We start from the raw sequence: 23,825 nt of genomic DNA on the forward strand, positions 1-23,825 counted from the left end.
GGGTGGGGCCTGGGGGCGTGTTGCCAGGCAGCGCCGGTGCCGGTGGCGTCGTGCCGGGCGGCGCAATGCCCGGCAGGCCCGTGCCCGGCGGTGCCTACCCAGGCAGCACCCCTACCCTCGGCGGCCCTGACATTGGAGCCACCAGCCCCGGAACTCCGATCCCCGGCGGCCCAGCGTTCGGCACCGTTCCCGCAATCCCGCCCGGCGCCCAGCCTGCGCGACGCCCCACTACCGCCTACCCGCCCGGCGCTGGGCCGTGGCCGGCCGGTTTGCCTGCTGCTTCGGCTGCGCCTGTTGGGCCAGTTCCGCCTCTTGGTGGTCCGCGGCAGGTGGGGCCGGCGTGGCAGGACGATCTCATTTCTCGTACGTCTCCGATGCCTTCCGTCGCCAATGTTTGGGGGGCCAAGCCGCCTGCTCCGGGGCGTCCTGCGCCGCCGATGGACGGGATGGATCCGGCTGATGACGCCGCGCTGAATGAGATTCGGCGGTTGTTGGGCAACAGTTTGTCGATGGCGGGTGGGCCGTTGGAGGTGGCGGGGCGGCTGCGGGCTGCTCTTGCTCAGGCTCAGCCGGCGCTTTTCGCTACGTTGCCGGGTGGGCCGGGGGCGCAAGTGGAGCAGCTTGCCGAGGGGCTTACCTGGCTGGCTCATCATGTTGATCAGCCACCGGTGCTGGTGGCGGGGTTTGGGCGGCTGGGTGCTGCGCTGGCCGAGAGTGGCGTGATGCCGCAGCAGTTGCAGCTGGCCGGGGCCGCATTGGCGGAGGCCATGCGGGCCGGGATGGCGGCTAACGGGTGGCGGCAGGATTTCGATCAGGCTTGGCGGTCCACCTGGCAGCATGCTTATGAATGGATTGCGCACGGGATGATCGCGGGGCGTTATGAGCCTTTCGCGTGGACCGCAGTGGTGGTGGGACACGAATTGCGGCGGGCGGATGTGGCGGTGGTGCGGCTGCGACCGTACCTTCCGATGCCTTATTTTCCTGGGCAGTTTGCTCGTGTTCAGGTCAGTGAGCATCCCGAGATCTGGCGTCCTTATTCGCTGGCGGGAACGCCGGGGAGGGACAATATCGTGGAATTGCACGTGCGCGCCAAGACGTGGGGTGGGGTCAGCGGGGCGCTGGTGCACCGGACCAAAATCGGCGATACCGTGAAGCTTGCCCGGGCCGAGGGTGCGATGACGTTGCACGCCAGTCGCCGGGATCTGCTGCTCATTGCTGGGGATACCGGCGTTGCCCCCATGAAGGCTTTGCTCACCGAATTGGCGGCCACCAACGACTCGAGAAACGCCGTTCTTTTCTGGGGCGTACGAACCCTTGCCGAACTGTACGACCTCGATGACCTCGCCACCATCGCCGCCTCGGCACCCCGGGCAGCGGTGATCCCGGTCGTGGCCGAGGGCGAACCGGGCCCCTACCTGAGCGGTCCGGTCACCGACGCCGTGGCCGCGTACGGCGACTGGTCCGGCCACGAGGTCTTCATCGCCGGGCCACCGCTGATGCTGGCCGCCACCACCACAGCCCTGCTGAACCTGGGCGTCGACCCCGTCCGCATCCACCACGACCCGCCCGAGGAAACCGGAACGCTCGAGAAAACGGAAACGCCCGGAGGAACGAGGACGCTCGGCGAAACGAGAACGCCGGGGGAATCGGGAACGGGCACGCGCAGAGGGATCAGCGCGCCGGAAGAAGCGGCCGCGTTAAGAGGAAGGAGCGCGGCCGAGATCACAGCCGCGCCCCATGTCCTGAGGGAAATCGAAGGTCCGCGTTAACTGATGACCGATTTGCCTACCGCGTGGAGAGCATTCCCACGTCGATCGACTGACCTTCGGCCACCTGCGCGGCGATGTTCACGTGAATGCCGTCGCCCACGTCATACGCCTTGTTGATGGCGTTGGGGTTGATCGGGTCCTTGATGACCTGATCGAAATTGATCACGCCGTCGCAGTCGCCACCGCAGTTGTTGCGGTTCCAGGCGTAATTGCCGAGGTCCCAGCGGTAGCGGTTCATTTGCTCGGTGTAGCTCGGGCGCGGGGTGGTCGGAATGAGGTACACCTTGATGCCGGCCGCGTGCAGGCGTCCGAAGACGGTTCGCCAGCTATCGAGAATCTGCGCTGAGGTGCAGCCGGCCGCCAAGTCATTGGTGCCGTAGTAGTAAATGACGCCGGTGACGCCGTGCAGCGCCAGCACGTCGCGTTCGAGCCGGGTCGCCGCTTCCAGCCCGGCCACGCCGGGCGAGGCGCCGGGACAGCCGGTGGCGCTCATGGTCCCGTTGATGCCCGCGTTCGCCACGGCCACCTGCTCCTTGGCGGGCGCTTCGGCGACGATCCGCCGGGCCAGGACATCGGACCAGCGTTCATTGTTTCCGGTACGAACACAGCCCGCCCCGCAGTTCGTGCTGCCCTCGCCGTCCACCACCGAGCTGCCATAGGTCACGATCGTGCCGGCCAGCTTGGTGTTGCGGACGTCGACCGCGCTGACCAGCCACGTCGATGTGGTGGTCTGCGTGTAGGCGGCCCCGGCCTGGTCGGCCACGTGGTTACCGCTGCCCGCCGGGGTGGCGTAGTTGGTCCGGAACGCCGCGCCGTGCTGGCCGGGGCGGGTGCTGCCGGGAACGTACAGGCTGACCGCCACGTCCTGCTGCGGCTGGGTTTCCAGCTTCACCGAGTCGCTCCACGCGTCGGTGCCGGGGGCGACCGAGATCGACGCCTTGCCCCCGAAGGTCAACGCTTGGGTCGTGCCCTCGACGATCGACGCGTCCTGGCCGGTGCTCAGTGCGACAGTGCCCGCGTTCACCTGCAGCGCCTCGGTGCCGAACTGGTTCTGCACCCGGATCCGCAGCGCCCGGCCGCCCTGGCTCAGGTGCGTGATCATGCGGACGGACTGGTTGGTGAGGGTGGTTCCGGACAGGCCCTGCTGCGACGACGACCACGAGGTGTACCAGCTGCCGCCGGCCTGCTGGGCGGCCGGTGCCGCGGCGGCTGGGGTCGCCACGGCGGCGGCCACCGCCACGGCCGCGAGCGTCTTACCGAAAGCAATCATGCGATCAGCATCGATGCTCGGAAACGTCCAGGCAACAATCTAGAGGATCATGGCCAAAGCTTTTGCGTACGCCGGGGAAACGAACGTCTCGCCGCTCGGCGTGAGCACCGCGTCCCGGTTCGCCGTGTCCCACGCCGTTGCCGGCACCGCGGCGCGCAACGCCTGCACGACCGGTGCGCCGGCCCACTGCGGATCGCCGGCCAGCATGGTCAGCGCGACCAGCGACTCCTCGACCTCGCCCACACACTCGAACGGCTTGTGCGCGTCGATGCCCAGCAACTCCAGGTAGCCGGGGATCTGCGCCGGGTCGGCGAACAGGTCACGGCCGAAGATGCGGGTGAGCCGCTCGCGGGGCATCGACGGGGCCATCGCCAACGCGACGAACCGGCACTTGGGGCAGTCGCCGCACCAGCGGGCCGTCGGGTCGTGCAGCTTGAACGCCTTGTTGCAGGAGTTGACCACATCGTCGTACGCGGGGAAGCGCGCGTACAACTGGGCGATGTGCAGCTCGGACAGCGAGCGCAGCAGCGAGAAGTACGGCTCGGTCAGCCCGGTGTGCGCGGTCACCGCGGCGCGCAGCAGGCCCTCGGCCTCGACGCCCTTGGACCACTGGTGGTTGATCTCGTGGCCGTTCCAGACCAGGTTGGGGTCCGACGCCGAGCGCTCGTTGGACATCACCACCGGGCCGAGGCCGTGCAGCACCGCGGTGGCGATCGCGATGAGCGAGTTGATGGCGGTCACCGGGATGTGGCCGTTGCGCGCCCCCGCCTTGTTCAGCTCGAACAGGTGCGGGTCGAGCTGCCGGCGCGCGGCAAGCGCGGGGATCCCGGACGCCTCGTTGACGTTGCGGATCACCGGGTTCGGGTTGACCGAGAACGGCACCGGGTCGAGCCCGGCCGCCCGCAGGATCTCCAGCGTGACGATGGAGTCCTTCCCGCCGCCGACCGCTGACAAGGGCCGCCCGTCGGCGTTGTCGACGGGGGCTGCGACCTGGGCGCCGTCCGGCACGGTGACCTGCAGGTCCAGCACGTACGGCAGCTTGTTGACGTACGCGTACTCGCCAAGGCCTTTGCTGTAGACCGCGTCGAAGAACGCCTTGGCCTCGGCGGGAACGGGTTTCGGCGCCTCGATCCGCGGTGGCGCACCGACCTTGTAATAGCTCACGCCGGCCACGACGTGCAGCAGATCGAGCACGCGGTAGAAGGCGTCCGGCACCGGGCCGTCGGCCACCGGGAACGTGATGGTCTCCGTGAAGCTCTCCGGGGCTGTGCCGTCCAGCAGGTAGTCGAACGTCGCAACCCCGGTGACAGGGTCATAGGCGTACGAAGGAAACCGCATCACGTCGAACTGCACCCGCAAACTCCCGTCCCTGAGCTGACGGGCAATACTAATGCCACTCGACCAGAGGAGTATTCCTGTGCGCCTGGCAGACCTGCGCGGACGTTCCGTAGCCGTCTGGGGTACCGGCCGTGAGGGCCGTGCCGCCGTGAACGCGATTGCGGCTCAGCAGCCTGCGCGCTTGATGGTGGTCGATGACAGCGTCAACTACTTGTCGGTGCCGTGGGAGGGTGAGCTCGCCGCGCTGGCTCCGCTCGCCGGTGGCGACCACGCGTTCCCGGCTCTGGTCACGGCGGACGTCGTGGTTCGCTCGCCCGGGGTGCCGCAGACCCACCCGTGGATGGCTGAGCTGCGCTCGCGCGGGGTGACGGTGACCGGCGGTAGCGCGCTCTGGATGGCCGATCACGCCCGGCAAACCGTGGGCGTCACCGGGAGCAAGGGCAAAAGCACCACCGCGGCGCTGATCAGCCACCTGCTCGCCGCGGCCGGCCGGCCCAACGTGTTCGGCGGCAACATCGGCGTACCGCTGCTGGATCTGCCCCCGGCCGAGCAGTACGTCCTTGAGCTGTCCAGCTACCAGTGCTCGGATCTGACCGATTCTCCCCGCGTCGCGGTGGTCACCTCGCTGTTCCCCGAGCACCTCGACGCGCACGGCGGCGAACGTGAGTACTACCGCGACAAGCTCAACCTGCTGGCTCACGGACCGGAACTGATCGTGGTGAACGGCGCCGACGAGCGGCTGGTCACCGAGACGCTGCAGGCCCGCGACGTCAACGGCTGGCCCGCCATCCCGGCCGGCGCGGGCGACTCGCGCTTCCGCATCGAGGACGACGGGCTGGTGTACTGCAGCGACGACCCGCTGTTCCCCCGTGACGCCCTCACGCTGCGTGGCAAGCACAACGGGCGCAACCTGTGCGTGGCGCTGGCCGTGCTCGACGGCATGGGGATCGACGTGCTCGGGCTCAAGGAGGAGCTGCGCGACGCCGTGGCCTCGTTCGAGGGCCTGCCGCACCGCCTCGCCGAGATCGAGGACCCGTCGGGGCTGACCTTCGTCGACGACACGCTGTCAACCAGCCCCTTCTCGGCGATGCATGCGATCGACGCCTACGAGGGCCGGCCCCTGACCGTCCTGGTGGGAGGCACCGACCGCGGCCTCGACTATGCCCCCCTGCGCGACCATCTCAAGAACCGCGCGATCACCGTGATTGGTCTTCCGGACAGCGGCGAGCGCATCCTTGCGGAATTGCACAACCTTCCCGAGGTACGTACAGAGCTCGCCGAGGACCTGGTCTCAGCGGTCAGCCTGGCCCGCAAGCTGACCCCGCCCGGGGGGGTGGTCCTGCTGTCCCCGGCAGCCCCCAGCTACGGCCAGTTCCGCAACTTCGAACACCGCTCCGAGGTCTTCGCCGAGGCGATCCGAGCCACCGCCTGACCACGTTCGTCCCCGCAAAACCGCCCTCGACGCCCGCGCAAACCGCCCTCGACGCCCGCGCAAACCGCCTTCGTTCCCGCGCATGCGGCGCTGAGTTCCGCACTGCCATCGGCCTTCTCGCCGCCGCCGGGCCCAGGGCTTAACCGGTTCTGGGCGAAATTTTTGCCGAACTGAGATCTTGTTACGGCTCTGAGTCCTCGGTTGCCGGTTGATGACGCGGTCCGGGCAGATTCCCCCGTTTGGCGTGCTCAGCTAGCCGAACGGCCGATGCTGGACCCCCCTGTGAACGGGCTCACAATCGGACATAACCAGCTCTAGCAGCCCTTTCGCATGATCCGTATCGAAGTGTGTAAAAACATCGCTGTGTAACCTGCGTTTACGAGCGTGGCATAGGTAACGGTTTGAAAACTTCACCCACAGTCTTGACAGAAGGGGGCCCGCAGTAAGAACTTTTACCGCAACAGTTAACAGTCCTACCTGAGGAGAGCGGGTCCATGGTCGAGCCACAAGCGGACGGCATCGCTGCTCGCACAGCGGTCGTCGATTCGCCTGCGCGCGACCAAGCGCATGGTCCGCTGCTGACCAACGCGTCGGACGGTGTGCTCGTACGGGTGCGCACGTTGTTGCCGGAATTCACCGGCGCCCTGCAGCGCGTCGCCGAACAGGTCCTCGAAGACCCGGCCGCGGCCTCGCGGGCCACGATCGTGGAGCTGGCCGAGCGCAGCGGCACCTCGCCCGCCACCATCACCCGGTTCTGCCGGGCGCTGGGCTTCGACGGATACGCCGACCTGCGTCTGGGCATCGCCGCCGAGACCGGCCGGGCCCGCTCGGCAGGCTGGACCGTCGACATCGGCCGCGAGATCCAGCCCAGCGACCCGCTGGAGCGCGTGCTCGGGCAGATCATGGCCGCCGACACCCGGGCCATGCACGACACCGCCTCGCTGCTCGACCTGACCGAGGTCGACCGGGCCGCCGCAGCGATCGCCGCCGCTCAGCGGGTGAACATCTTCGGCGCCAGCGGCAGTGCCCTGGTCGGCGAGGAGATGCAGTTCAGCCTGCACCGCATCGGCGTGCCGGCATGGGCCTGGACCGACGTGCACAACGGGCTGGCCAGCGCCGCCCTGTCGCGCCAGGGCGATGTCGCGCTCGGCATCTCGCACAGCGGGGAGACTGGCGAGACCATAGAGCTTCTCGCCGAGGCCAGCAGCCGGGGTGCCACCACGATCGCGCTGACCAGCTTCCCGCAGTCGCCGCTGGCCGAGCTCGCCGACATCGTGCTGGTCACTGCCACCCAGGCCACGACGTTCCGGCCGGACGCGCTTTCCGCGCGGCACCCGCAGCTGGTCGTCCTCGACTTGCTCTACGTCGCTGTCGCGCAACGGACCCACGAACGTTCGAACGCCGCGTTCCAGCGCACCGCCCAAGCCGTCCACGGTCACAAAGCCGCAAAGGACGGAGCCGCTCCACTGTGATGACGCACTACCGGACGTACCCCATAAATCTCTCCGCCCCGGCACAGCACGAAAACTGAGGAGAAATCGAATGACCGACATCTTCAAGCCCGAGGTCGACCGCCGGACGCTGCTGCGCCGCGCGGCCGCCGTGGGTCTGCTGGCCACCCCGGCCGTGAGCATGCTCAGTGCTTGCGTCGGTGGCGGCAGCGATGACGACGACAAGGCCGACAAGCCGGCCGGCACCGTCTCGGCGAACAACCCGCTGGGCATCAAGGAGGACGCGCCGCTGGAGATCGTGATCTTCAACGGTGGTCTGGGCACCAAGTACGCGACGGACGTCGACATCCCGTCGTACAACAAGCTCTTCCCGAACTCGAAGGTCACCTTCAACCAGACCGAGGAAATCTCCACGGTCGTCCAGCCCCGCTTCGCCCAGGGCTCGCCGCCGGACATGATCAACAACTCCGGCTCGAAGCTGATGGACCAGGGTGCGCTGGTGCAGGCCGGACAGGTCCAGGACCTCACCGACCTGTTCGCCGCGCCGTCGGTCGACATCTCGGGCAAGACCGTCAAGGACACCCTGATCCCCGGTACGGTCGAGCAGGGCACCTTCAACGGCAAGCCCTACGTGCTCAACTACGCCTTCACGGTCTTCGGTCTCTGGTACTCCGGCAAGCTGTTCAAGGAGAACAACTGGACCGTCCCGACCACCTGGGCCGACTTCACCAAGCTGCTCGACGCGATGAAGGCCAAGGGCATCACGCCTTACGGGTACGCCGGTGCGAACGCGCCGTATTACCAGTACACCGTGATCCTGGCCAGCGCCGCGAAGATCGGTGGCGCCGACATCCTCAAGAACATCGACAACCTCGAGGACGGTGCCTGGACCAACGACGCCGTCAAGCAGGCCGCCGCCGCGTGGGCCGAGGTCGGTGCCAAGTACTCCAACAAGGCGTTCCTGGGTCTCAAGCACACCGAGGTTCAGCTGCAGCACGACCAGTACAAGGTCGGCCTGTACCCCTCGGGCTCCTGGCTGGAGAACGAGCAGGCCAAGGACACCCCGGCCGGCTTCGACTACCAGCTCATGCCGATCCCGAGCGTCACCACCGCGGACAAGCTGCCCGTCGAGTCGCTGTACGCAGCGGCCGGTGAGCAGTACTTCGTCGCCGCCAAGGGCAAGAACCCGCGCGGTGGCATGGAGTTCCTGCGCCACATGCTCTCCAAGGCCGGCGCCGTGGGCTTCACCCAGCTCACCAAGACGCTGACCGTCGTCGCCGGTGCCACCGACGGCATGGAGATCAGCCCCGGTCTGACCTCCGGCAACAAGGCCCTCGGCGCCGCCGGTGCCAACACGTTCAGCTTCCGCTTCGACACCTGGTACAAGAAGCTGGACGACGAGCTGCGCGCCGCCACCAACGAGCTGTTCTACCAGGGCGGGACCGCCGACAAGTTCTGCGAGCGCATGCAGAAGGCGGCCGACGCGATCAAGAAGGACTCCTCGATCGAGAAGTTCACCCGCTGATCCTGTTTTCTCCTTGACGTATCCCGCAATCACGAACGGAGCATGAGCACCATGAAGCACGGCAGGTACCCGTTCATCATCGGCTTCCTGATCGTGCCGGTGGCTATCTACGGCACGTTCGTGGTTGCGGCCTACCTTCAGGCCTTCCAGCTGTCGTTCACGAACTGGCGCGGTTTCTCGCCGGACGTGCAGTACATCGGTTTCGACAACTTCACGAAGCTTTTCCACGACAACACGTTCTGGAAGGCCATTCAGCACCACGCCCTCCTGCTGGTCTTCATGCCGTTGGTGACGATCGGTCTGGCGCTGTTCTTCGCGTTCCTGCTGAACGTGGGCGGCGGCTCCAGGGGTGGACGGACCACGGGTGTCTGGGGGTCGAAGTTCTACCGTGTGGTGTTCTTCTTCCCCCAGCTACTCGCCCTGGCCCTGGTCGCGGTCATCTTCGCCCGCGTCTACTCGCCGGACGAGAGCGGTCTGATCAACGGCTTGCTGCACCAGTTCGGCTCCGGCCCGGTGCTGTTCCTCGCGGACAAGAACCTGGCCCTGTGGTCGATCATGGCGGTGCTCATCTGGCAGGCGGTCGGCTTCTATGTCGTGCTGTTCTCGGCCGGCATGGGCTCCATCCCCACCGAGATCTACGAGGCGGCGGCGCTTGACGGCGCCACCCGCGGCACCTTGTTCTTCAAGGTGACGCTGCCGCTGCTCTGGAACACCCTGCAGGTCGCCTGGGTCTACCTCGGCATCGCCGCATTCGACGCGTTCGCCCTGGTGAACGTCATGTCCGTGGACCGCGGTGGCCCGGACGGTGCCACCACGGTGCTGGGCCTGGAGATCTTCCGCAACATGCAGGACTACGCACAGTTCGGGTACGCGTCGGCGATGGGCGTCGTGCTGTTCTTCCTGACCCTCACGTTCGCCGCGCTGACCCTGCGGGTCACCCGGCGCGAAACCGTCGAGCTGTAGAGACGGAGCCCTGACATGACAAACCTGCGCACCGACGTCTCCGTCCCCCCGCCCGGCACTGTGGGCTACCCCGGCAGGCGCCACGCCGCCAGTGCCACGGGGGAGAAGAAGGAGATCAAGCTCTTCAGTGGCTTCGCCCACGTGGCCCTGGCCATCTGGGGGCTGCTGGTGATCGCCCCGCTGATCTGGGTGATCCTGGCCAGCTTCAAGAGCAACACCGAGATCTTCACGCACGCGCCGTTCAGCCTGCCGAGCAAGCTGAGCTTCGAGACATACAAGACGGCGTGGACCGAGGCCCACATCGGCCGCTACTTCATGAACAGCGTGTTCGTGGTGGCGCTGAGCACGGCCGGCACCATGATCTTCGGCTCGATGGCGGCCTATGTGCTGGCCCGCTACAAGTTCATCGGCAACCGGGCCATCTACTACCTGTTCGTCTCGGGCCTGGCCTTCCCGGTGTTCATGGCGATCGTCCCGCTGTTCCTGATCCTGCAGAACCTCGGGCTGCTCAACACGTACACCGGTCTGATCCTGGTCTATATCGCCTACTCCCTGCCGTTCACGGTCTTCTTCATGACCGCGTTCTTCAAGACCCTGCCGAACCACGTGGCCGAGGCAGCGATCGTCGACGGCGCTTCCCACACCCGGCTGTTCTTCCAGGTCATGCTGCCGATGGCCAAGTCCGGCCTGGTGAGCATCACGATCTTCAACGTGGTCGGGCAGTGGAACCAGTACCTGCTGCCGGTGGCGATCATGCAGGGCCAGGGCGCTGACCAGAAGTGGGTGCTGACCCAGGGCATCGCCAACATCTCGGTCTCGGCGGGCTACCAGGCCAACTGGGCGGCCCTGTTCGCAGCCCTGACGCTGTCGATCCTGCCGATGATCATCGTGTACGCCTTCTTCCAGCGCCAGATCCAGTCGGGTCTGACGGCGGGCGCCACGAAGTAGTCGCTGCTGCTGTGTTACCGCGGGCGGCGCCCCTCCGTGCGGAGAGGTGCCGCCCTGCTGTTGTCAGGCAGCGATGCGGCCGAAGAGGTAGCCACTCAGGTGGGCTCTCAGCCGCTCCAGATCCGGACCGTCGGCGATCAACGGGAACCCGTGGCTTTGCAGCAGGTCCGCGACCGCGTGGGTCACCTCGTCGGTGAACAGGTTTTCGAGTGCCCGGTCGGCCAAGGGGTAGGACGCCGGGCTGTTCGTGCATACGATGCTCACGGGTCGCCTCCTGGGGCGATCAAGGGCCCGGGCTACCAGGAGTCGCTCAACTCCTGCCGGGCCCGCCTTCGTCTGCTCGGTCCCATTGTGATCCCGATTGATCCATCTGCGCGCCTCGAGAATGTGCCAACATTGGGCCAACGGTGAAGCGATTCACCCGGCCTTCGCGCGTCCCGGCTCAGGATCTCGGCGGTAGCGCCGATAGAAAGAGCGGCCCGACAGCCGGCGCCACGGAGGAGGAACCATGGCCCTGCTGGGCGGCTTGATCCCGGACATCAACCTCACCGAGGAGGCTTTTGCGAGCCGGCATCGGGTGCTGCGGCTGCTGTTGTGGCTGCATGTGCCCCTGATCCTGGTCGTCGGCTTCTTCACCGGGGAACTCGGGCCGGGTCACCACGTGGCCATTCTGCTGACCGTGCTCGCCGGGACGTTGATCTGCGGGGTGTGGGCTACCACGGCCACGGGGCGCCGTACCCGTTCCGTTACTGTCAGTGTTGGTCTTTTGCTGGCGGCGGATGCGTTGGTGCAGGCCGGGGGTGGCGGGATCGACCTGCACTTCCACTATTTTGTGGTGCTGGCGCTGATCGGGCTCTATCAGGACTGGGTTCCGTTCCTGGTGGCGATCGCTCTGGTCGCCGTACACCATCTGGTGCTTGGGTCGTTGATCCCCGACCTGGTCTTCTCCGACCACGAGCACGGCAACATCATCGGCCGGGCCCTGCTGCACGCCGTCTTCATCATCGCCATGGCCATCGCGCAGATCGCGTACTGGCACTTCGAAGCCGTGGCGCAGCGCGTCGCCAAGTCCGAGCAGGCTGCCGCCCACAAGGTCACCAGCGAGCTGAAGGCCGCAGCCGAGGACGCGGAGCGCCGCGAGCGCGCCGCCCGCGAAGAGGCCGAGACCGCCCTCACCCGCGCCGAGCAACTGGCGTCACGGCTCAGCGAGGTGCTGCGCACCACCGGCCAGACCGGCGCGCAGCTACGCACCGACACCGACGAGGCGCTGACCGGGTTCAGCGATGCCCTGGCGGACGTGACCCGTACGGTCTCGCACGCAGAGGAGCAGATCGACGCGACGGTGGCCGAGGCCAGCGCGGCGCTCGGTTACATCGAGGGGCTGACCACGTCGGTGGCCGACATCGCCACGATCGCCGGGCTCATCCAGAGCGTGGCCGACCAGACCAACCTGCTGGCCTTGAACGCGACGATCGAGGCGGCCCGGGCCGGCGAGGTGGGCAAGGGCTTCGCGGTGGTGGCCGGCGAGGTCAAGGAGCTGGCCGGGCAGACCGCCACGGCGACCGCCCGCATCGAGGCGACGGTGGCCGAGGTGACCTCCGGCGCCGCGACCGTGGCCAAGGCGGTCTCGGGCATCACCTCGCGGCTCAACGCGGTGGCCGACGCCCAGCGGCTGGCCTCCTCGGTGATGGACGAGCAGGTGTCGCTGGCTGCCGGCACGCGCGACCGGCTCACCGCCACCGCCGACCAGGTCGCCCGCTCGGCCGAGGAGGCAGCGGCGGCCATGAGCTGAAGCGGCGGCCAGCAAAGAACAGCGCTAGCTGAGGGTGAACAGCTGCGAGCGGTGATCGGACAACCCGTCGGGGGAGTTCAGCTCGTAGCTGTTGGCCTCCAGCGTCGTGAAGGCCCAGTCGAGGCGGTACAGCGGCAGCGAAGCGGGCCAGGAGCGCGGCGCGACCAAGCCGTTCGCGTCGTGCAGGCGGTCCGGGACACCCCGCAGATCGGCCATCGCCGGGCTGGTGTTGAAGTCACCGGCGAGCACGACCGGGCCGGGGTTGCCGGCGATGTCGGTCCACAGCCCGGTCAGTTGCTGTTTGCGCTGCGGGTCGGCCACCTTGGGCACGTTCCAGAAGCCGGCGGAGAGCGGATTGACCACCTTCAGCTGTACGGCAATGTGCGCGTTGTAGAACGACACCGTCCGAGCACCGACTCGCAGATCCGTGCGCAGCACCTTGGCGTCCCGGAACACCGTGGTGAAATCGGCCGTGCTGTCCCCGCGTGCCAGCGGATCCGGGGCGACCGGAGGCTGTTTGACCACGGGATAGCGCGACAGCGTGGCCAGTTCGCCGCGCACCACCACTTCGTAGCCGGGGAACTCCGCGCGTAGCCGGGCCAGGTCGTCCATCGGCCGCTGACCGTCGAACGGGCGGTCCAGGTCCCAGCCCAGGTATTCCTGCAGCAGGTAGACGTCGGCGTTCTGGGCGCGCAGATACCGGTAGAAGGCCGCCGGATCGTCCTGCTGGTCCCAGAACTCGGTGTTCCACGAGAACACGCGCACGCCGGCCGGTTCCGAGCGCCCGAAATGCAGCGACAGCCCGTTGTAGGGCAGCCCGAGCAGCAGGCCGGCCAGCGCCAGCGCGATGGACACCCGCGAACGAGCCAGAAGCAGAGCCAGCAGGGGTACGGCCACAAAAACCAGAGGCGGCAACGCCGACGGCACCAGCCACAGCCACCAGCGCCCGTTCAACGCCCAGTGCGCCAGCACGAACGCGAGCCACAGCGCCGCCCCGAGCACGACATAACGCTGCGAGCGCCGTACCCGTACCGGTGTCCCCAGATCCATGCCGGAAGCGAACCAGCGGCAGCTATCGAACCGCTATCGCCGGGCCGGGTCCCCGGATTCTGTGGCCGAGGTCACACCATAGTGGACGAGGTGGACTGAGCAGCCAACTTAGATCAACGTGTAGTGGATCGACGCCCGCGACTGGGGTTCAGCGAGTGTTAGGTTTCTTTCCAGTCCGCCGGAGCCGTGTTAGGTTCGCCCGGAGAAAAAGCTCGACGCTATTTCCTTCGCACATAGCTTTGGGAGTGAGCGCATGTCGTCGACCGAGCAATTTTTGCACCGGGCCGCCTCCGGGATTCCGTATTTCAGCAGAGACGCTGATACCTATCTCGCCGAAACCCCGCTCCGCGATCTGCGCAAGAGCCGCGATTTGCGCGTGCTTTCCGGTGAGGATTTCGCTCACTGGCAGACGTACGGTTACACCATCGTCAAAGAGGCGATTCCGCGCGCTCACGCCGAGCGCCTGCTCGCCTTTGCCTGGGAATTCCAAGGGCTCGACCCGCACCGCCCGCAAACCTGGTACCCGGAACGCGAATTCGCCTCCGAACTCGACCGTGACCTGTACGTCTACGGCTTCGTCGAGGCGTACCAGCACCAGCTCATCTGGGACAGCCGGCAGGCTCAGCGCGTGTACGACGCCTTCGTCGACGTGTGGGACTGCGAGGAGCTGTGGGTCACCCTCGACCGGCTCAACCTCAATCCGCCGAACGTCGGCAACCGCTCGCGCACCCAGATCCCCGACACCGAACGCGGCTTCGACATCAACCTGCACTGGGACGTCGACACGACGCTGAGCGTGCTGCCGCAGCGCGTGCAGGGCATCATCGCGCTGACCCCCACCAGCGACGACGAGGGCGGCTTCCAGTGCTCGCCCGAGCTGTTCAAGCGCTTCGAGCAGTGGCGGGCGACCGCACCGGCCGGACGCGACCCGATCCGGCCCGACGTGGACAAGACCGAATTCCCGACGGTACGCCCCCAGCTCGAACCCGGTGACCTGCTCATCTGGAACGGACTGCTGGCCCACGGGGTGGCGCCCAACCGCTCGCAGTCCGGGGTGCGCGCGGTGCAGTACCTGTCGATGATGCCGGCTCTGGAATCGCACCACGAGCTGGTCAAGTCGCGGGTCGAGTCGTGGCGCTCGATGAGTACGCCGGAGTGGAACGTGACGCTGGTCGGCGACGCGGACCGGCCCGAGGCCAGCCGCTACGGAACCGGCCGGCTCACCGAGCTGGGGACCAAGCTGCTCGGGCTCGAGTCATGGCACGGCGGGGAGGCGGCGTGCGCCGAGTCTGCTTGACGCTGCCGACGAACCGGGAGTGCGCCGCGGTCCTCACCCAGGTGGCGGCCGAGGCGCGCTACGCCGCTGAGCACTTCGGGGTGACGGTGGTGCTGCTGGTGCTGGACTCCACGGCGGCGGCGCCGGACCGGGAGCGGCACGCGGCGGTGCTGCGCTCGGCCGACGTGGGTGACGGCGTCGAGGTTGTGCATCTGGACGAGGGGCAGCAGCGGCGCTTCCTGCGTACCGTCATCAGCGTTTCGGGGGTCGCCAAGCCGGACCTGATCGCCGACCTGATGCTGCCCGCCGCGGTGTCCTACGGCGCCTGCACCAACCGCGCGTTCCTGATCGCGGCGGCGCTGGGCTGCGAGTCCGTGCACCGGCGCGACTCCGACAGCGGCTACCAGATCCACGACGGGCAGCCGGTCTATCCGATCCGCCACGAACTCGCCGTGCTGGGCCGCCGGGCGAGCGACGTGGCCGGGCAGGTGGACGAGGTTGAGGCGGTCGACCCGGATCGGCCGGTGGTGCTGGCCGGGGCGTCGTTCGTTGGCGACCTGTCGGTGGACATCGCCGCGATCCGGGCGCTGAACCCGCAGGTCTACCACGACATCGTCAGCTTGTGGGCGCCCGGTGACGCAACCGCCGAGCAGAAACGCGAATTGGTCGAGGAATCATTTCGCGGGGCGGGTGAGGCGGTGTTCACCGGTGATCGGTCCACCCTGACAGTGGTGGATCCGATGCGTGTGGACATGTGCAACATCGCGTTCTCGGCAATTCAGGAACAGGTGCCGCTGCCCCCGGCCACCGACACCATCGGCAGCGACTACTTCCTGTTCCACCTGATCCGCAGCGCGCAATTACCGGGGGTGCTGCACAATCGCGACATCGTCAATTTTCACACCGCCGAACGCAAATCGGACGCGGGTTTGTGGTCGTACCAGATGAGGCTTGTGAAGTTCTTGCTCTCCATGCCCTATTTGCATTTTGTCTATCGCGGGATGGCCGCGCTGGGCGAGCGGCTCACCGACCGCGACCATCGCATCCGCACGCCGCTGGTGGCCGGCCTGGTCCGGGAGAGCTCGTGGCTGAGCCGCGACGAGAACGCCGCCAAGCTCGACAGCCTCGACCGCTCCTACCGCGCCCTGGGCGGGCGGTACACCACCTTCGCCGCCACCCTGGCCGCCCGGCGCGACCAGTTGCTTGTCGAGGCGCGGCGCGACATGGACGACTTCGCGCTGCTCATCGAGGCCTGGCAACCGCTGGTCACCGCCGCCCACGCGACCGGAGCGGACTGGTGAGCGACGCGGACCGCCGGTTGCGCCACGCCCTCGCCGCCGCGCCCGAGGACCGGATCGTGTACGACCTGACCGGCATCGAGGAGAAGTACGACGCGCTGACCCGCGAGCTGCCGGGCGTGCGGATCCGTTTCGCGATGAAGGCGTGCCCGATCGGGGAGGTGCTGACCGCGCTGGCGAGCCAGGGGTGCGGGTTCGACGCGGCCAGCCCCAACGAGATGACCGCGGCGCTGCGAGCCGGCGCCGCGGCCTCGGCCGTCCATTACGGCAACACCGTCAAGTCCGACAGCAACCTGGTGCTGGCCCGTGACCTGGGCATTCAGTTGTTCGCCACCGACAGCCTGCAGGACGTGGCGGCCATCGCCGAGCACGCGCCGGGGGCCGGGGTGTTCTGCCGGGTCACCACCAGCGGGCGCGGGGCTCTGTGGGGGCTCAGCCACAAGTACGGCTGCTCGCCCGGCGAGGCAGTGACCGTGCTGGACAGCGCACGGGCGGCCGGCCTGGTGCCGGCCGGGTTGTCGGTGCATGTGGGCTCGCAGCAGATGACCGCCGACGCCTGGCACAGCGCGGTGGCCGACCTCGCCGGTGTGATCGCCCAGCTCAAGGCCCGGGGGATCGCCATCCAACACGTCAACCTCGGCGGTGGCCTGCCCGCGCAGGGTTACCTCGACCGGCAGGGCCGGCCGCCGCGACCCCGGCTGGCTGACATGTTCGCCGCCATCCGAGCGGGCATGCGCACGTTGCAGGACGTCGCCGGGCGGCCGCTGGAGTTCGTGCTGGAACCGGGCCGCTATCTGGTCGCCGACCACGGCGCCATCCGCGCGCACGTCACCCGGCTCACGGTCCGCGACGGCCGGCACTGGCTCTACCTGAGCTGCGGCAAGTTCAACGGGCTGTACGAGATGGACCAGCTTCAGTACCGGATGGTGTTCCCGGCCCACCGCGGCGGCGGGTACGTGCCAGCGGTGGTGGCCGGGCCGACCTGCGACAGCGACGACGCGTTCAGCCACGAGCAGCCGATCCCGGTGCCGGCCGCCGCGGCCTCCGGTGACCCGGTCTGGTTGCTGTCCAGCGGGGCCTACGCCACGAGCTACATGACGCTGGGCTTCAACGGCTTCGACCCGCTGCCGTACCGGGCGGTCCGCGACGACCTGGTCCCGGCATGATCCGCATCCGCGGCATCGAACCCGGCGACTGGGCGCAGATCACCACCCTCGAATTCCACACGTACGACCCCAGCGGGCTGTCCGAGGGCCGCGAAGCCCTCGAATCCCGAGCCGCCCCGGGCACCTCGTTCGTGGCCTGCGCCGGGGCTGAGCTGGTGGGTTATGTGCTGGCCCTGCCGTATGCCCGGTTCGCCTCGCCCGAGCTCGGCGGGCCTTCGAAACCGGCCGGACCCGGCGGTGAGCTGCACCTGCACGACCTGGTCATCGGGGCGCAGCACCGGCGGCAGGGGCTGGCGACGCTGCTGCACGAGCACTTCCTGGCGGCGGCCGGGGCGCTGGCGTACCGGCACGTGTCGCTGGTCGCGGTGGGTGGCAGCGACACGTTCTGGGCCGCCCGGGGTTACCGGCGCCACCGCGATGTCCCAGTTCCACCGTGCTACGGCGCGGATGCGATGTACATGTCCCGAGAGGTTGAGCTGCATGGCCGCTGACTCGTTCCGCCGATCGCAGGTGTCGATTGCGGCGCTGTTCTGCTTCCTCGGGTTCCAGTACGGGACGTGGGCTTCGCGCGTACCGCAAATCAAGGATGGACTGGCACTCAGCGAGGCGGAAGTCGGTCTGCTCTTGCTGTCCACCGGCATCGGCGCGGCGGTCTCCTTTCCGTTCGTTTCGCGGATGATGCGGGTCTACGGCTCACGCACCCTCGCCATCGCCTCCTGCGTCGCCCTGGTCGTGGTGCTCCCGGCGCTCGCGCTGGCCCCCAGCTTCGCGGTTGCGCTCGGCGTGCTGTTCTGCGACGGCATCGCGGTGGCCTGCCTGAATGTGTCGATGAACGCCCAGGGCGCCGCGCTCGAAGCCCGCTACAGCCGCACCACCATGGCCAAACTGCACGCGGTGTTCAGCGGCGGGACCCTGCTGTCGGCGCTGCTGGCTTCCGTCGTGGTCTCGCTGAGCCCCGGCCTGGCCCTGCACTTCACCGTCGGCGCGGTGCTGCTGGTGCTGCTGATCGTTGCCGCACGGGCCGCTCTGCTGGTGCACGAGACCGCGCCCGAGGCGCCGAAGGGACGCTTGTCGCTGCCGTCGCGGGTCACTGCCTGGCTGGGCCTGGCGATGGTTTTCGGTACGGTCACCGAGGGCGCCATGAACGACTGGTCGGCGCTGTACCTGAGCGACATCGCGCACGCCGCCGCCGGTCTGACGCCCCTGGGTATCGCCGTGGTGTCGGGGATGATGGTGCTCGCCCGGCTGTTCGCCGACGGTTGGCGGGCCCGCTGGGGCGACGAACGCGTGGTCGTCGGCGGGGCGCTGCTGGCCGGAGCCGGGCTCGCCGGGGCGCTGGTTGCCGGGGGCGTGGTGCCGGCGCTGCTCGGGTTCGCCTGCGTGGGCCTGGGCATGGCGGCGATCACCCCGTGCCTGTACGTGGCCGCCGCGAACCAGGGACCGGACGCGCTGACGCTGGTGGCGGCAATGGGCACCACGGGGTTGCTGGCCGGCCCGCCGGTGATCGGGTTCATCGCCAACGGCAGCAGCCTGGTGTGGGGGATGGCCGCGGTGGCGGTGTCGGCGCTGCTGGTGGCGGTGTGCGTGGTGCAGGTGCGCGATCGGCTGAGCCGGCCTGCGGTTTTTGGTCGTACCCCTGGTTCATGATGGGTTCGTGCTGGTAGCTGTGGTGTCCGGGGACGGGTCGGGAGAAGGTCCCGGCTGGCTGCAGGACGTGCACCAGGACGGCTCGGTGGCCGGGGCGCCGGTGGCCGTGCCGGATGTGGCGGCGGCGGTGGCGGCGCGCGAGGCCTGCGATGCGCCGCGGTGGTTGTGGGCGGCCACAGCCGAGGTCTACCCGGCGTTGCTGCGGGCCGGGGTGCGCGTCGGGCGGTGCCATGACGTCGAGCTGACCGAGGCGTTGCTGCTCGGGCACGCTGGGATGTGGGGAGCGCCGCGGTCGCTGGCGGCGGCGGTGGCCCGGGTGCGCGGGGTGCTGCCGGTGCCGGCCGATCCGCCGCCGCGGTTGCCGGAGCCGCCCGGGCTGGCCCAGGAGACGCTGTTCGGCCCGGCCACGGGAGGCGGCGGGTCGGCGTATCGAACCGTTTTGGCGGTGGCCGGGGGGAGTGGCTACGACAGCGCCGCGGCAGTGGTGCTGGGTGCGCTGATTGAGGTGTTTGCCGATCAGCAGCGGCGGGTCCGGGGGACCGGGCGGCCGCGGCGGGTCGCTCTGCTGGTGGCGGCGGAGTCGGCGGGGGCGCTGGTGGGCGCCGAGATGGGGCACATCGGGCTGCCGTGGCGGGCCGACGTGCACGACCGGTTGCTGCGGGAGTTGCTGGGCGCGCCGCAGCCGGTGGGGCCGCCGCGCCGGTTGGCCGAGCTCACTGCGGAGATCAACACCGCTTTCGGGGTACGGGGATTGCACCCGGATTCGCCGGCCGAGGTGCTCAAGGCGTTCGCCAGGGCGGGCATCGACATCCCGAACACGCGCGCCTGGGTGCTGCGCAAGGTCGAGCACCCGGCGGTCAAGCCGCTGCTGGAGTACAAGGAGCTGTACCGGATCTGGACCGCGCACGGCTGGGGCTGGCTGGAGTCGTGGGTCAGCGCAGGCCGCTTCCGCCCGGAGTACGTGCCCGGGGGCGTGGTGTCCGGGCGCTGGGCCACCCGCGGGGGTGGGGCGTTGCAGGTGCCCAAGGTGGTGCGCCGCGCGGTGGTGGCCGACCCGGGCTGGTGCTTCGTGGTGGCCGACGCCGGTCAGCTCGAACCGCGGGTGCTGGCCGCCGTGTCCGGTGACGCCCGGCTGGCCGCGGCGGGCGAGGCCGACGACCTGTACGCCGCGCTGGCCAAGGACTCGTTCGACGGCGACCGCCCCAAGGCCAAGGTTGCCCTGCTCGGCGCGATGTACGGCCAGACCGGCGGCGCCGCGATCCCGGCCCTGGCGGTGCTGCGCAAGCACTACCCGACCGCGTTCGAGTACGTCGAGGCCGCCGCCCGCACCGGGGAGGCCGGGGGACTGGTCCGCTCGTGGCTGGGCCGGACCTGCCCGCCCTCGTCGACCGCGTGGCGCGATGCCGGGCTGGACCCGCCGGAGGAGTCCGGGCCGGCCGACGTGTCGCAGGGTGGCGCCTCGGGGCGGGCCCGCGGGCGGTTCACCCGCAACTTCGTCATCCAGGCCACCGCCGCCGAGTGGGCGCTGGTGCTGCTGGCCACCCTGCGTACCGAGCTGGCCGGCATGCGCGCGGAGATCGTGCTGTTCGTGCACGACGAGGTGGGGGTGCACTGCCCGGTCGCCGAAGCCGATGCCGTCGCGGCGGCGGTGCGGCTCGCCGCCGGGCGAGCGGGGGACCTGCTCTTTGGGCGTACCGAGGTCAGGTTTCCGTTGGATGTTTCGATTGTCGACTGTTACGCGGATGCGGCTTGAGCGTTGTGGTCCTCGATCTGGCGGGCGAAACCCTCGGCGATGTCGAGCCGATCACGCAGCCTCGGGAGGGAAGAGTTCGCCGGGATCGGGCGCCGCGTAAGCACCATCACCGCCGCCGGGATAGCGTTTCGCCATGCGCCGCATTGCTTTCGGGACTCAGGTCTGCGGGCACCTCGACGAGGGCTCGCGCCGGGAATGGCTCGTGCCCGACGGGCGTGGTGGCTACGCGATGGGCACCGTCAGCGGCCTGCGGACCCGGCGCTACCACGGGTTGCTGGTGGTTGCGGGCAAGAACCCCGGGCTGCGCTACCTCGGGCTTGCCGCGCTCGACCCGGTGGTCACGCTGGCGTCCGGGGCGGTGGTGCGCCTCGGGGTGCACGAGTGGGCCGACGGGGTGGTCGCGCCCGAGGGGCACCGGTTCCTGTCCGGCTTCGAGCTGGTCGACGGGCTGCCGCGGTGGCGCTGGCGCATCGGTGACGTGGTGCTGGAACGCGAGCTGGCGATGGAACCCGGGCGCAGCAGCGTGGCCGTCGTGCACCGGCTGCTCACCGGCGGCCCCGTCAGTTTGCGGCTCGAGGCGCTGTGCACGTGGCGCGATGTGCATGCCGAACGCACGGCCGGGGGCCCGCAACCGGTGGTCACCGAGGTGGAGGGCGGGTGCGTGGTCGAGGGGGCGTACCGCTTGCGCGGGCCGGATTTCCGCGGTGCGGGTGGGTGGTTCCACGGGGTGCGGCATCGCGAGGAGGCGGCGCGCGGGCTCACGCCCACCGAGGATCTCTGGTACGCCGGAAGCTTCCACGCCGAGCTGCGCCAGGCCGGGGCGACCGCGTCGGTGGCGGCGTGGGCCGACGACCTGGAGACGGTGCCGGAGCCGGCGGCTGAGGTGGTGAGCTCTGGGCGTACCAGGAATCGGGCCGTGGTGGCAGCGGCCGGACCCGGCGACGAAGCCCAGGCCACCCTCGCGCTGGCCGCCGACGCCTTCGTCGTGCGCACCGACGCCGGCCCCGACGTGGTGGCCGGCTACCCCTGGTTCGGCGCCTGGTCGCGCGACACGATGATCAGCTACGAGGGCCTGTTCCTGGCCACCGGGCGGGGCGAGCTGGGCCGCAGCCTGCTGCAGAACTACGCGGCGACCCTGTCGGAGGGCATGCTCGCCAACACCGCTGACGTCGGCGGGGTCGAGTACAACACGGTCGACGCCACGCTGTGGTTCCTGCACGCAGTCGGCCGGCACGTTGCCTTGACCGGCGACACCGACCTGGCCGCCGAGCTGGTCCCGGTTCTGCTCACCGCGGTGGACGCCCACCTGGCCGGCACCCGCTACGGCATCGGCGCGGACCCGGCCGACGGCCTCCTGCGCCAGGGTGCCCCCGGGGTGGCGCTGACGTGGATGGACGCGCGCGTCAACGAGGTCCCGGTGACGCCCCGGGCAGGCAAGCCGGTCGAGGTCAACGCGCTGTGGATCAACGGGCTGGCCATGCTGATCAAGATGGCCTGGCAGATCCGCGCGGACGTCGGCGCCGTCGACCGCGCCCACGCCGCCGCCCTGGGCTCCTTCGCGCGCCGCTTCCCGGCCGGTGGTGGCCTGCTGCACGACGTGGTGGACGGACCCAACGGCAACGACGACACGTTGCGGCCCAACCAACTGCTGGCCTGGTCCTTGCCGTACGCGCCGCTGCGCCCCGAACCCGCCGCGCTGCAGACCATCGGGGCGGCCCTGATGACCCCGCTCGGACCCCGCAGCCAAGCGCCGGGAACACCGGGCTACCAGGGCAACCACCGCGGCGGCCCGGCCGAGCGGGACACGGCGTACCACACGGGAACGGTGTGGCCCTGGCTCACCGGCCCGTACGTGGAATCCTGGCGCAAACTCGGCATCGCCGCCGACCAGACCCTGTCCGATGCCGACTGGCACCTGGGCGAGTACGGCCTCGGGTCGGTTTCCGAGACCGCCGGCGGGGATGCACCGCACCCGGCTACGGGGTGCCCGTTCCAGGCGTGGTCGGTGGCGGAGGCGCTGCGGGCCCGGCGGCTGTGACGGTCTTTACACCCGTCCCGGGTTGCCATTGATGTCGCGATCCTGTGCAGCCGGCGGCACTGACCTTGATGCTGCACCGAGCTGAGCCGGCGCTCATCAAGGCCGTTGCCCCTCGAGCGTTGTCAGTGTCATGTCCCCTGAAGGGGGGCTATCGCGCCGCACGCCGGTTCGGCCGTCGCGGCCCGGGTACCCACCTGACGATGAGGTACAGATCAGCTGTTGCAGTAATCGCGATGGTGGTGGCCGTCGCTCTGCTCGTCGTCGTGTTTCCGTGGCAGGGTCACGCGCTGGCCGTCACCGGCATCGTGATGATGATCGCCGGCGCGGTGGTCGCGGCCATCGGCATCGCCATCGACCGGCACGACCCGAGTGGGCTCACTTCGCGGCGGCGATGACTGTTGTCAGGGCGGCGTGGAGCGACCGCAGCTCCTCGATCGGCAATCCCAGTCGCTCAACCACCGCCGGCGGGATCGTGAGGGCCTCTTCGCGCAGCTCGCGCCCCCGGGGAGTCAGCGTCACGGCCAGGCTGCGTTCGTCTGCCCGGTCCCGTTCGCGGTGCAGGTAACCGATGGCCTCCAGTCGCTTGAGCAGCGGCGACAAGGTGCCAGGATCCAACTGCAGGAGATCGCTCAGCCGCCGTACGGACAGGGGTGCGTGCTGCCACAATGCCAGCATCACCAGGTATTGCGGGTGGGTCAGTCCCATGGGTTCGAGAAGCGGCCGGTACACCGCGACCACGCTGCGAGCCGCCACGGACAGGGCGAAACAGACCTGCTGTTCCAGATGCAGAGGGTCGTTGTCGACCGGGTCACTCATTGGTTGGCTCTCCTCAGCTCGCTTGTTACTGTACCAATAATTGGTGTGCCAATGGTTGGTGCACCAATCGGCGAGGAACGGGCAAACGGAGGTCGTCATGGCGAAGGATGTCCGCGAGGGCGGGTTCCTGTGGAACTGGATCTACAAATACTGGGCCGGTCCGGCGTCGGTGAACGGAGCCATCGAGGGCGTCACGCAGGAAGCCCGCGACGCCTGGAAGAAGGACCTCGAGGAGCGCAAGGCGTACACCCGCGAGCAACGCGCCCGTCGGCAGGCCGCCCGCAAACGCTGAC

Annotated in this window: 21 protein-coding genes; 16 read left to right on the top strand and 5 right to left on the bottom strand. The window is 69.0% G+C overall.

The genetic code is table 11. The features are described from left to right. The first annotated feature begins 446 nt into the window (after nt 1-446). Complete coding sequence (locus TFC3_RS10390) at nt 447-1,769, top strand: FAD-binding oxidoreductase (RefSeq protein WP_236718061.1); 1,323 nt, start codon at nt 447-449, stop codon at nt 1,767-1,769. A 16-nt stretch (nt 1,770-1,785) separates the two neighbouring features. Here the strand turns inward: TFC3_RS10390 and TFC3_RS10395 are convergent, their stop codons facing one another. Next, complete coding sequence (locus TFC3_RS10395; RefSeq protein WP_067498698.1) at nt 1,786-3,039, bottom strand: GDSL-type esterase/lipase family protein; 1,254 nt, start codon at nt 3,037-3,039, stop codon at nt 1,786-1,788. A 39-nt stretch (nt 3,040-3,078) separates the two neighbouring features. Then, nucleotides 3,079-4,377, bottom strand: a complete 1,299-nt coding sequence (locus TFC3_RS10400) for a hypothetical protein (protein ID WP_067506386.1) — start codon at nt 4,375-4,377, stop codon at nt 3,079-3,081. Between the two features lie 79 nt (nt 4,378-4,456). Between TFC3_RS10400 and murD the strand changes: the two genes are divergently transcribed. The 5 genes from murD to TFC3_RS10425 all read left to right on the top strand — a co-directional run bounded on the left by murD (nt 4,457) and on the right by TFC3_RS10425 (nt 10,696). Beyond that, on the top strand, nt 4,457-5,809 hold the full coding sequence (murD, locus tag TFC3_RS10405; protein ID WP_067498700.1) for a UDP-N-acetylmuramoyl-L-alanine--D-glutamate ligase: 1,353 nt from the start codon (nt 4,457-4,459) through the stop codon (nt 5,807-5,809). A 494-nt stretch (nt 5,810-6,303) separates the two neighbouring features. Continuing rightward, complete coding sequence (locus TFC3_RS10410; protein WP_067498702.1) at nt 6,304-7,281, top strand: MurR/RpiR family transcriptional regulator; 978 nt, start codon at nt 6,304-6,306, stop codon at nt 7,279-7,281. Nucleotides 7,282-7,351: 70 nt separating this feature from the next. Beyond that, nucleotides 7,352-8,785, top strand: a complete 1,434-nt coding sequence (ngcE, locus tag TFC3_RS10415; protein WP_067498704.1) for an N-acetylglucosamine/diacetylchitobiose ABC transporter substrate-binding protein — start codon at nt 7,352-7,354, stop codon at nt 8,783-8,785. A 51-nt stretch (nt 8,786-8,836) separates the two neighbouring features. Then, a complete protein-coding gene (locus tag TFC3_RS10420; RefSeq protein ID WP_067506390.1) occupies nt 8,837-9,748 on the top strand; it encodes a carbohydrate ABC transporter permease in 912 nt (303 codons plus the stop codon). A 15-nt stretch (nt 9,749-9,763) separates the two neighbouring features. Beyond that, nucleotides 9,764-10,696 (top strand): carbohydrate ABC transporter permease, encoded by a 933-nt coding sequence (locus tag TFC3_RS10425; protein ID WP_067498706.1) that lies wholly within the window; start codon nt 9,764-9,766, stop codon nt 10,694-10,696. Between the two features lie 63 nt (nt 10,697-10,759). Here TFC3_RS10425 and TFC3_RS10430 read toward each other — a convergent pair whose 3' ends face one another. Then, nucleotides 10,760-10,960 carry a hypothetical protein gene (locus tag TFC3_RS10430; protein WP_067498708.1) on the bottom strand — a complete coding sequence of 67 codons (201 nt, stop codon included), beginning with the start codon at nt 10,958-10,960 and terminating at the stop codon, nt 10,760-10,762. Between the two features lie 244 nt (nt 10,961-11,204). Between TFC3_RS10430 and TFC3_RS40160 the strand changes: the two genes are divergently transcribed. After that, complete coding sequence (locus tag TFC3_RS40160) at nt 11,205-12,488, top strand: methyl-accepting chemotaxis protein (RefSeq protein WP_067498710.1); 1,284 nt, start codon at nt 11,205-11,207, stop codon at nt 12,486-12,488. A gap of 24 nt (nt 12,489-12,512) precedes the next feature. On the opposite strand, the gene TFC3_RS10440 is transcribed toward TFC3_RS40160, so the two are convergent. After that, nucleotides 12,513-13,538 carry an endonuclease/exonuclease/phosphatase family protein gene (locus TFC3_RS10440; protein WP_067498712.1) on the bottom strand — a complete coding sequence of 342 codons (1,026 nt, stop codon included), beginning with the start codon at nt 13,536-13,538 and terminating at the stop codon, nt 12,513-12,515. A 253-nt stretch (nt 13,539-13,791) separates the two neighbouring features. On the opposite strand from TFC3_RS10440, the gene TFC3_RS10445 reads away from it, so the two are divergent. From TFC3_RS10445 to TFC3_RS36910, 8 genes are all read left to right on the top strand, one after another. Next, nucleotides 13,792-14,835 carry a phytanoyl-CoA dioxygenase family protein gene (locus TFC3_RS10445; protein WP_067498714.1) on the top strand — a complete coding sequence of 348 codons (1,044 nt, stop codon included), beginning with the start codon at nt 13,792-13,794 and terminating at the stop codon, nt 14,833-14,835. After that, on the top strand, nt 14,817-16,115 hold the full coding sequence (locus TFC3_RS10450) for a DUF6271 family protein (protein WP_067498716.1): 1,299 nt from the start codon (nt 14,817-14,819) through the stop codon (nt 16,113-16,115). Before TFC3_RS10445 ends, TFC3_RS10450 begins: the two co-directional genes overlap by 19 nt. Next, a complete protein-coding gene (locus TFC3_RS10455) occupies nt 16,112-17,278 on the top strand; it encodes an alanine racemase (RefSeq protein ID WP_201787135.1) in 1,167 nt (388 codons plus the stop codon). Before TFC3_RS10450 ends, TFC3_RS10455 begins: the two co-directional genes overlap by 4 nt. Then, the gene (locus tag TFC3_RS10460; RefSeq protein WP_067498718.1) at nt 17,275-17,769 is read left to right on the top strand and encodes a GNAT family N-acetyltransferase; all 495 of its coding nucleotides are present in this window, start codon (nt 17,275-17,277) and stop codon (nt 17,767-17,769) included. Before TFC3_RS10455 ends, TFC3_RS10460 begins: the two co-directional genes overlap by 4 nt. Further along, on the top strand, nt 17,759-18,925 hold the full coding sequence (locus TFC3_RS10465) for an MFS transporter (RefSeq protein WP_067498721.1): 1,167 nt from the start codon (nt 17,759-17,761) through the stop codon (nt 18,923-18,925). The genes TFC3_RS10460 and TFC3_RS10465 overlap by 11 nt, the downstream gene beginning before the upstream one ends. 7 nt (nt 18,926-18,932) lie before the next feature. Beyond that, nucleotides 18,933-20,678, top strand: a complete 1,746-nt coding sequence (locus tag TFC3_RS10470; RefSeq protein ID WP_067498723.1) for a bifunctional 3'-5' exonuclease/DNA polymerase — start codon at nt 18,933-18,935, stop codon at nt 20,676-20,678. Between the two features lie 133 nt (nt 20,679-20,811). Then, nucleotides 20,812-22,716 (top strand): amylo-alpha-1,6-glucosidase, encoded by a 1,905-nt coding sequence (locus TFC3_RS10475; RefSeq protein WP_067498725.1) that lies wholly within the window; start codon nt 20,812-20,814, stop codon nt 22,714-22,716. A 200-nt stretch (nt 22,717-22,916) separates the two neighbouring features. Continuing rightward, nucleotides 22,917-23,111, top strand: coding sequence for a hypothetical protein (locus TFC3_RS36910; RefSeq protein ID WP_153040168.1), 195 nt, complete (start codon nt 22,917-22,919; stop codon nt 23,109-23,111). Here the strand turns inward: TFC3_RS36910 and TFC3_RS10480 are convergent. After that, complete coding sequence (locus TFC3_RS10480; RefSeq protein ID WP_067498727.1) at nt 23,092-23,532, bottom strand: MarR family winged helix-turn-helix transcriptional regulator; 441 nt, start codon at nt 23,530-23,532, stop codon at nt 23,092-23,094. The genes TFC3_RS36910 and TFC3_RS10480 overlap by 20 nt on opposite strands. Before the next feature lie 97 nt (nt 23,533-23,629). On the opposite strand from TFC3_RS10480, the gene TFC3_RS10485 reads away from it, so the two are divergent. Further along, nucleotides 23,630-23,824: a hypothetical protein gene (locus TFC3_RS10485; RefSeq protein ID WP_067498730.1), complete on the top strand. Its 195-nt coding sequence runs from the start codon at nt 23,630-23,632 to the stop codon at nt 23,822-23,824. Nucleotide 23,825 lies beyond the last annotated feature (1 nt).

Source organism: Actinoplanes sp. TFC3 (assembly GCF_001553785.1).
Taxonomy (GTDB): Bacteria; Actinomycetota; Actinomycetes; order Mycobacteriales; family Micromonosporaceae; genus Actinoplanes.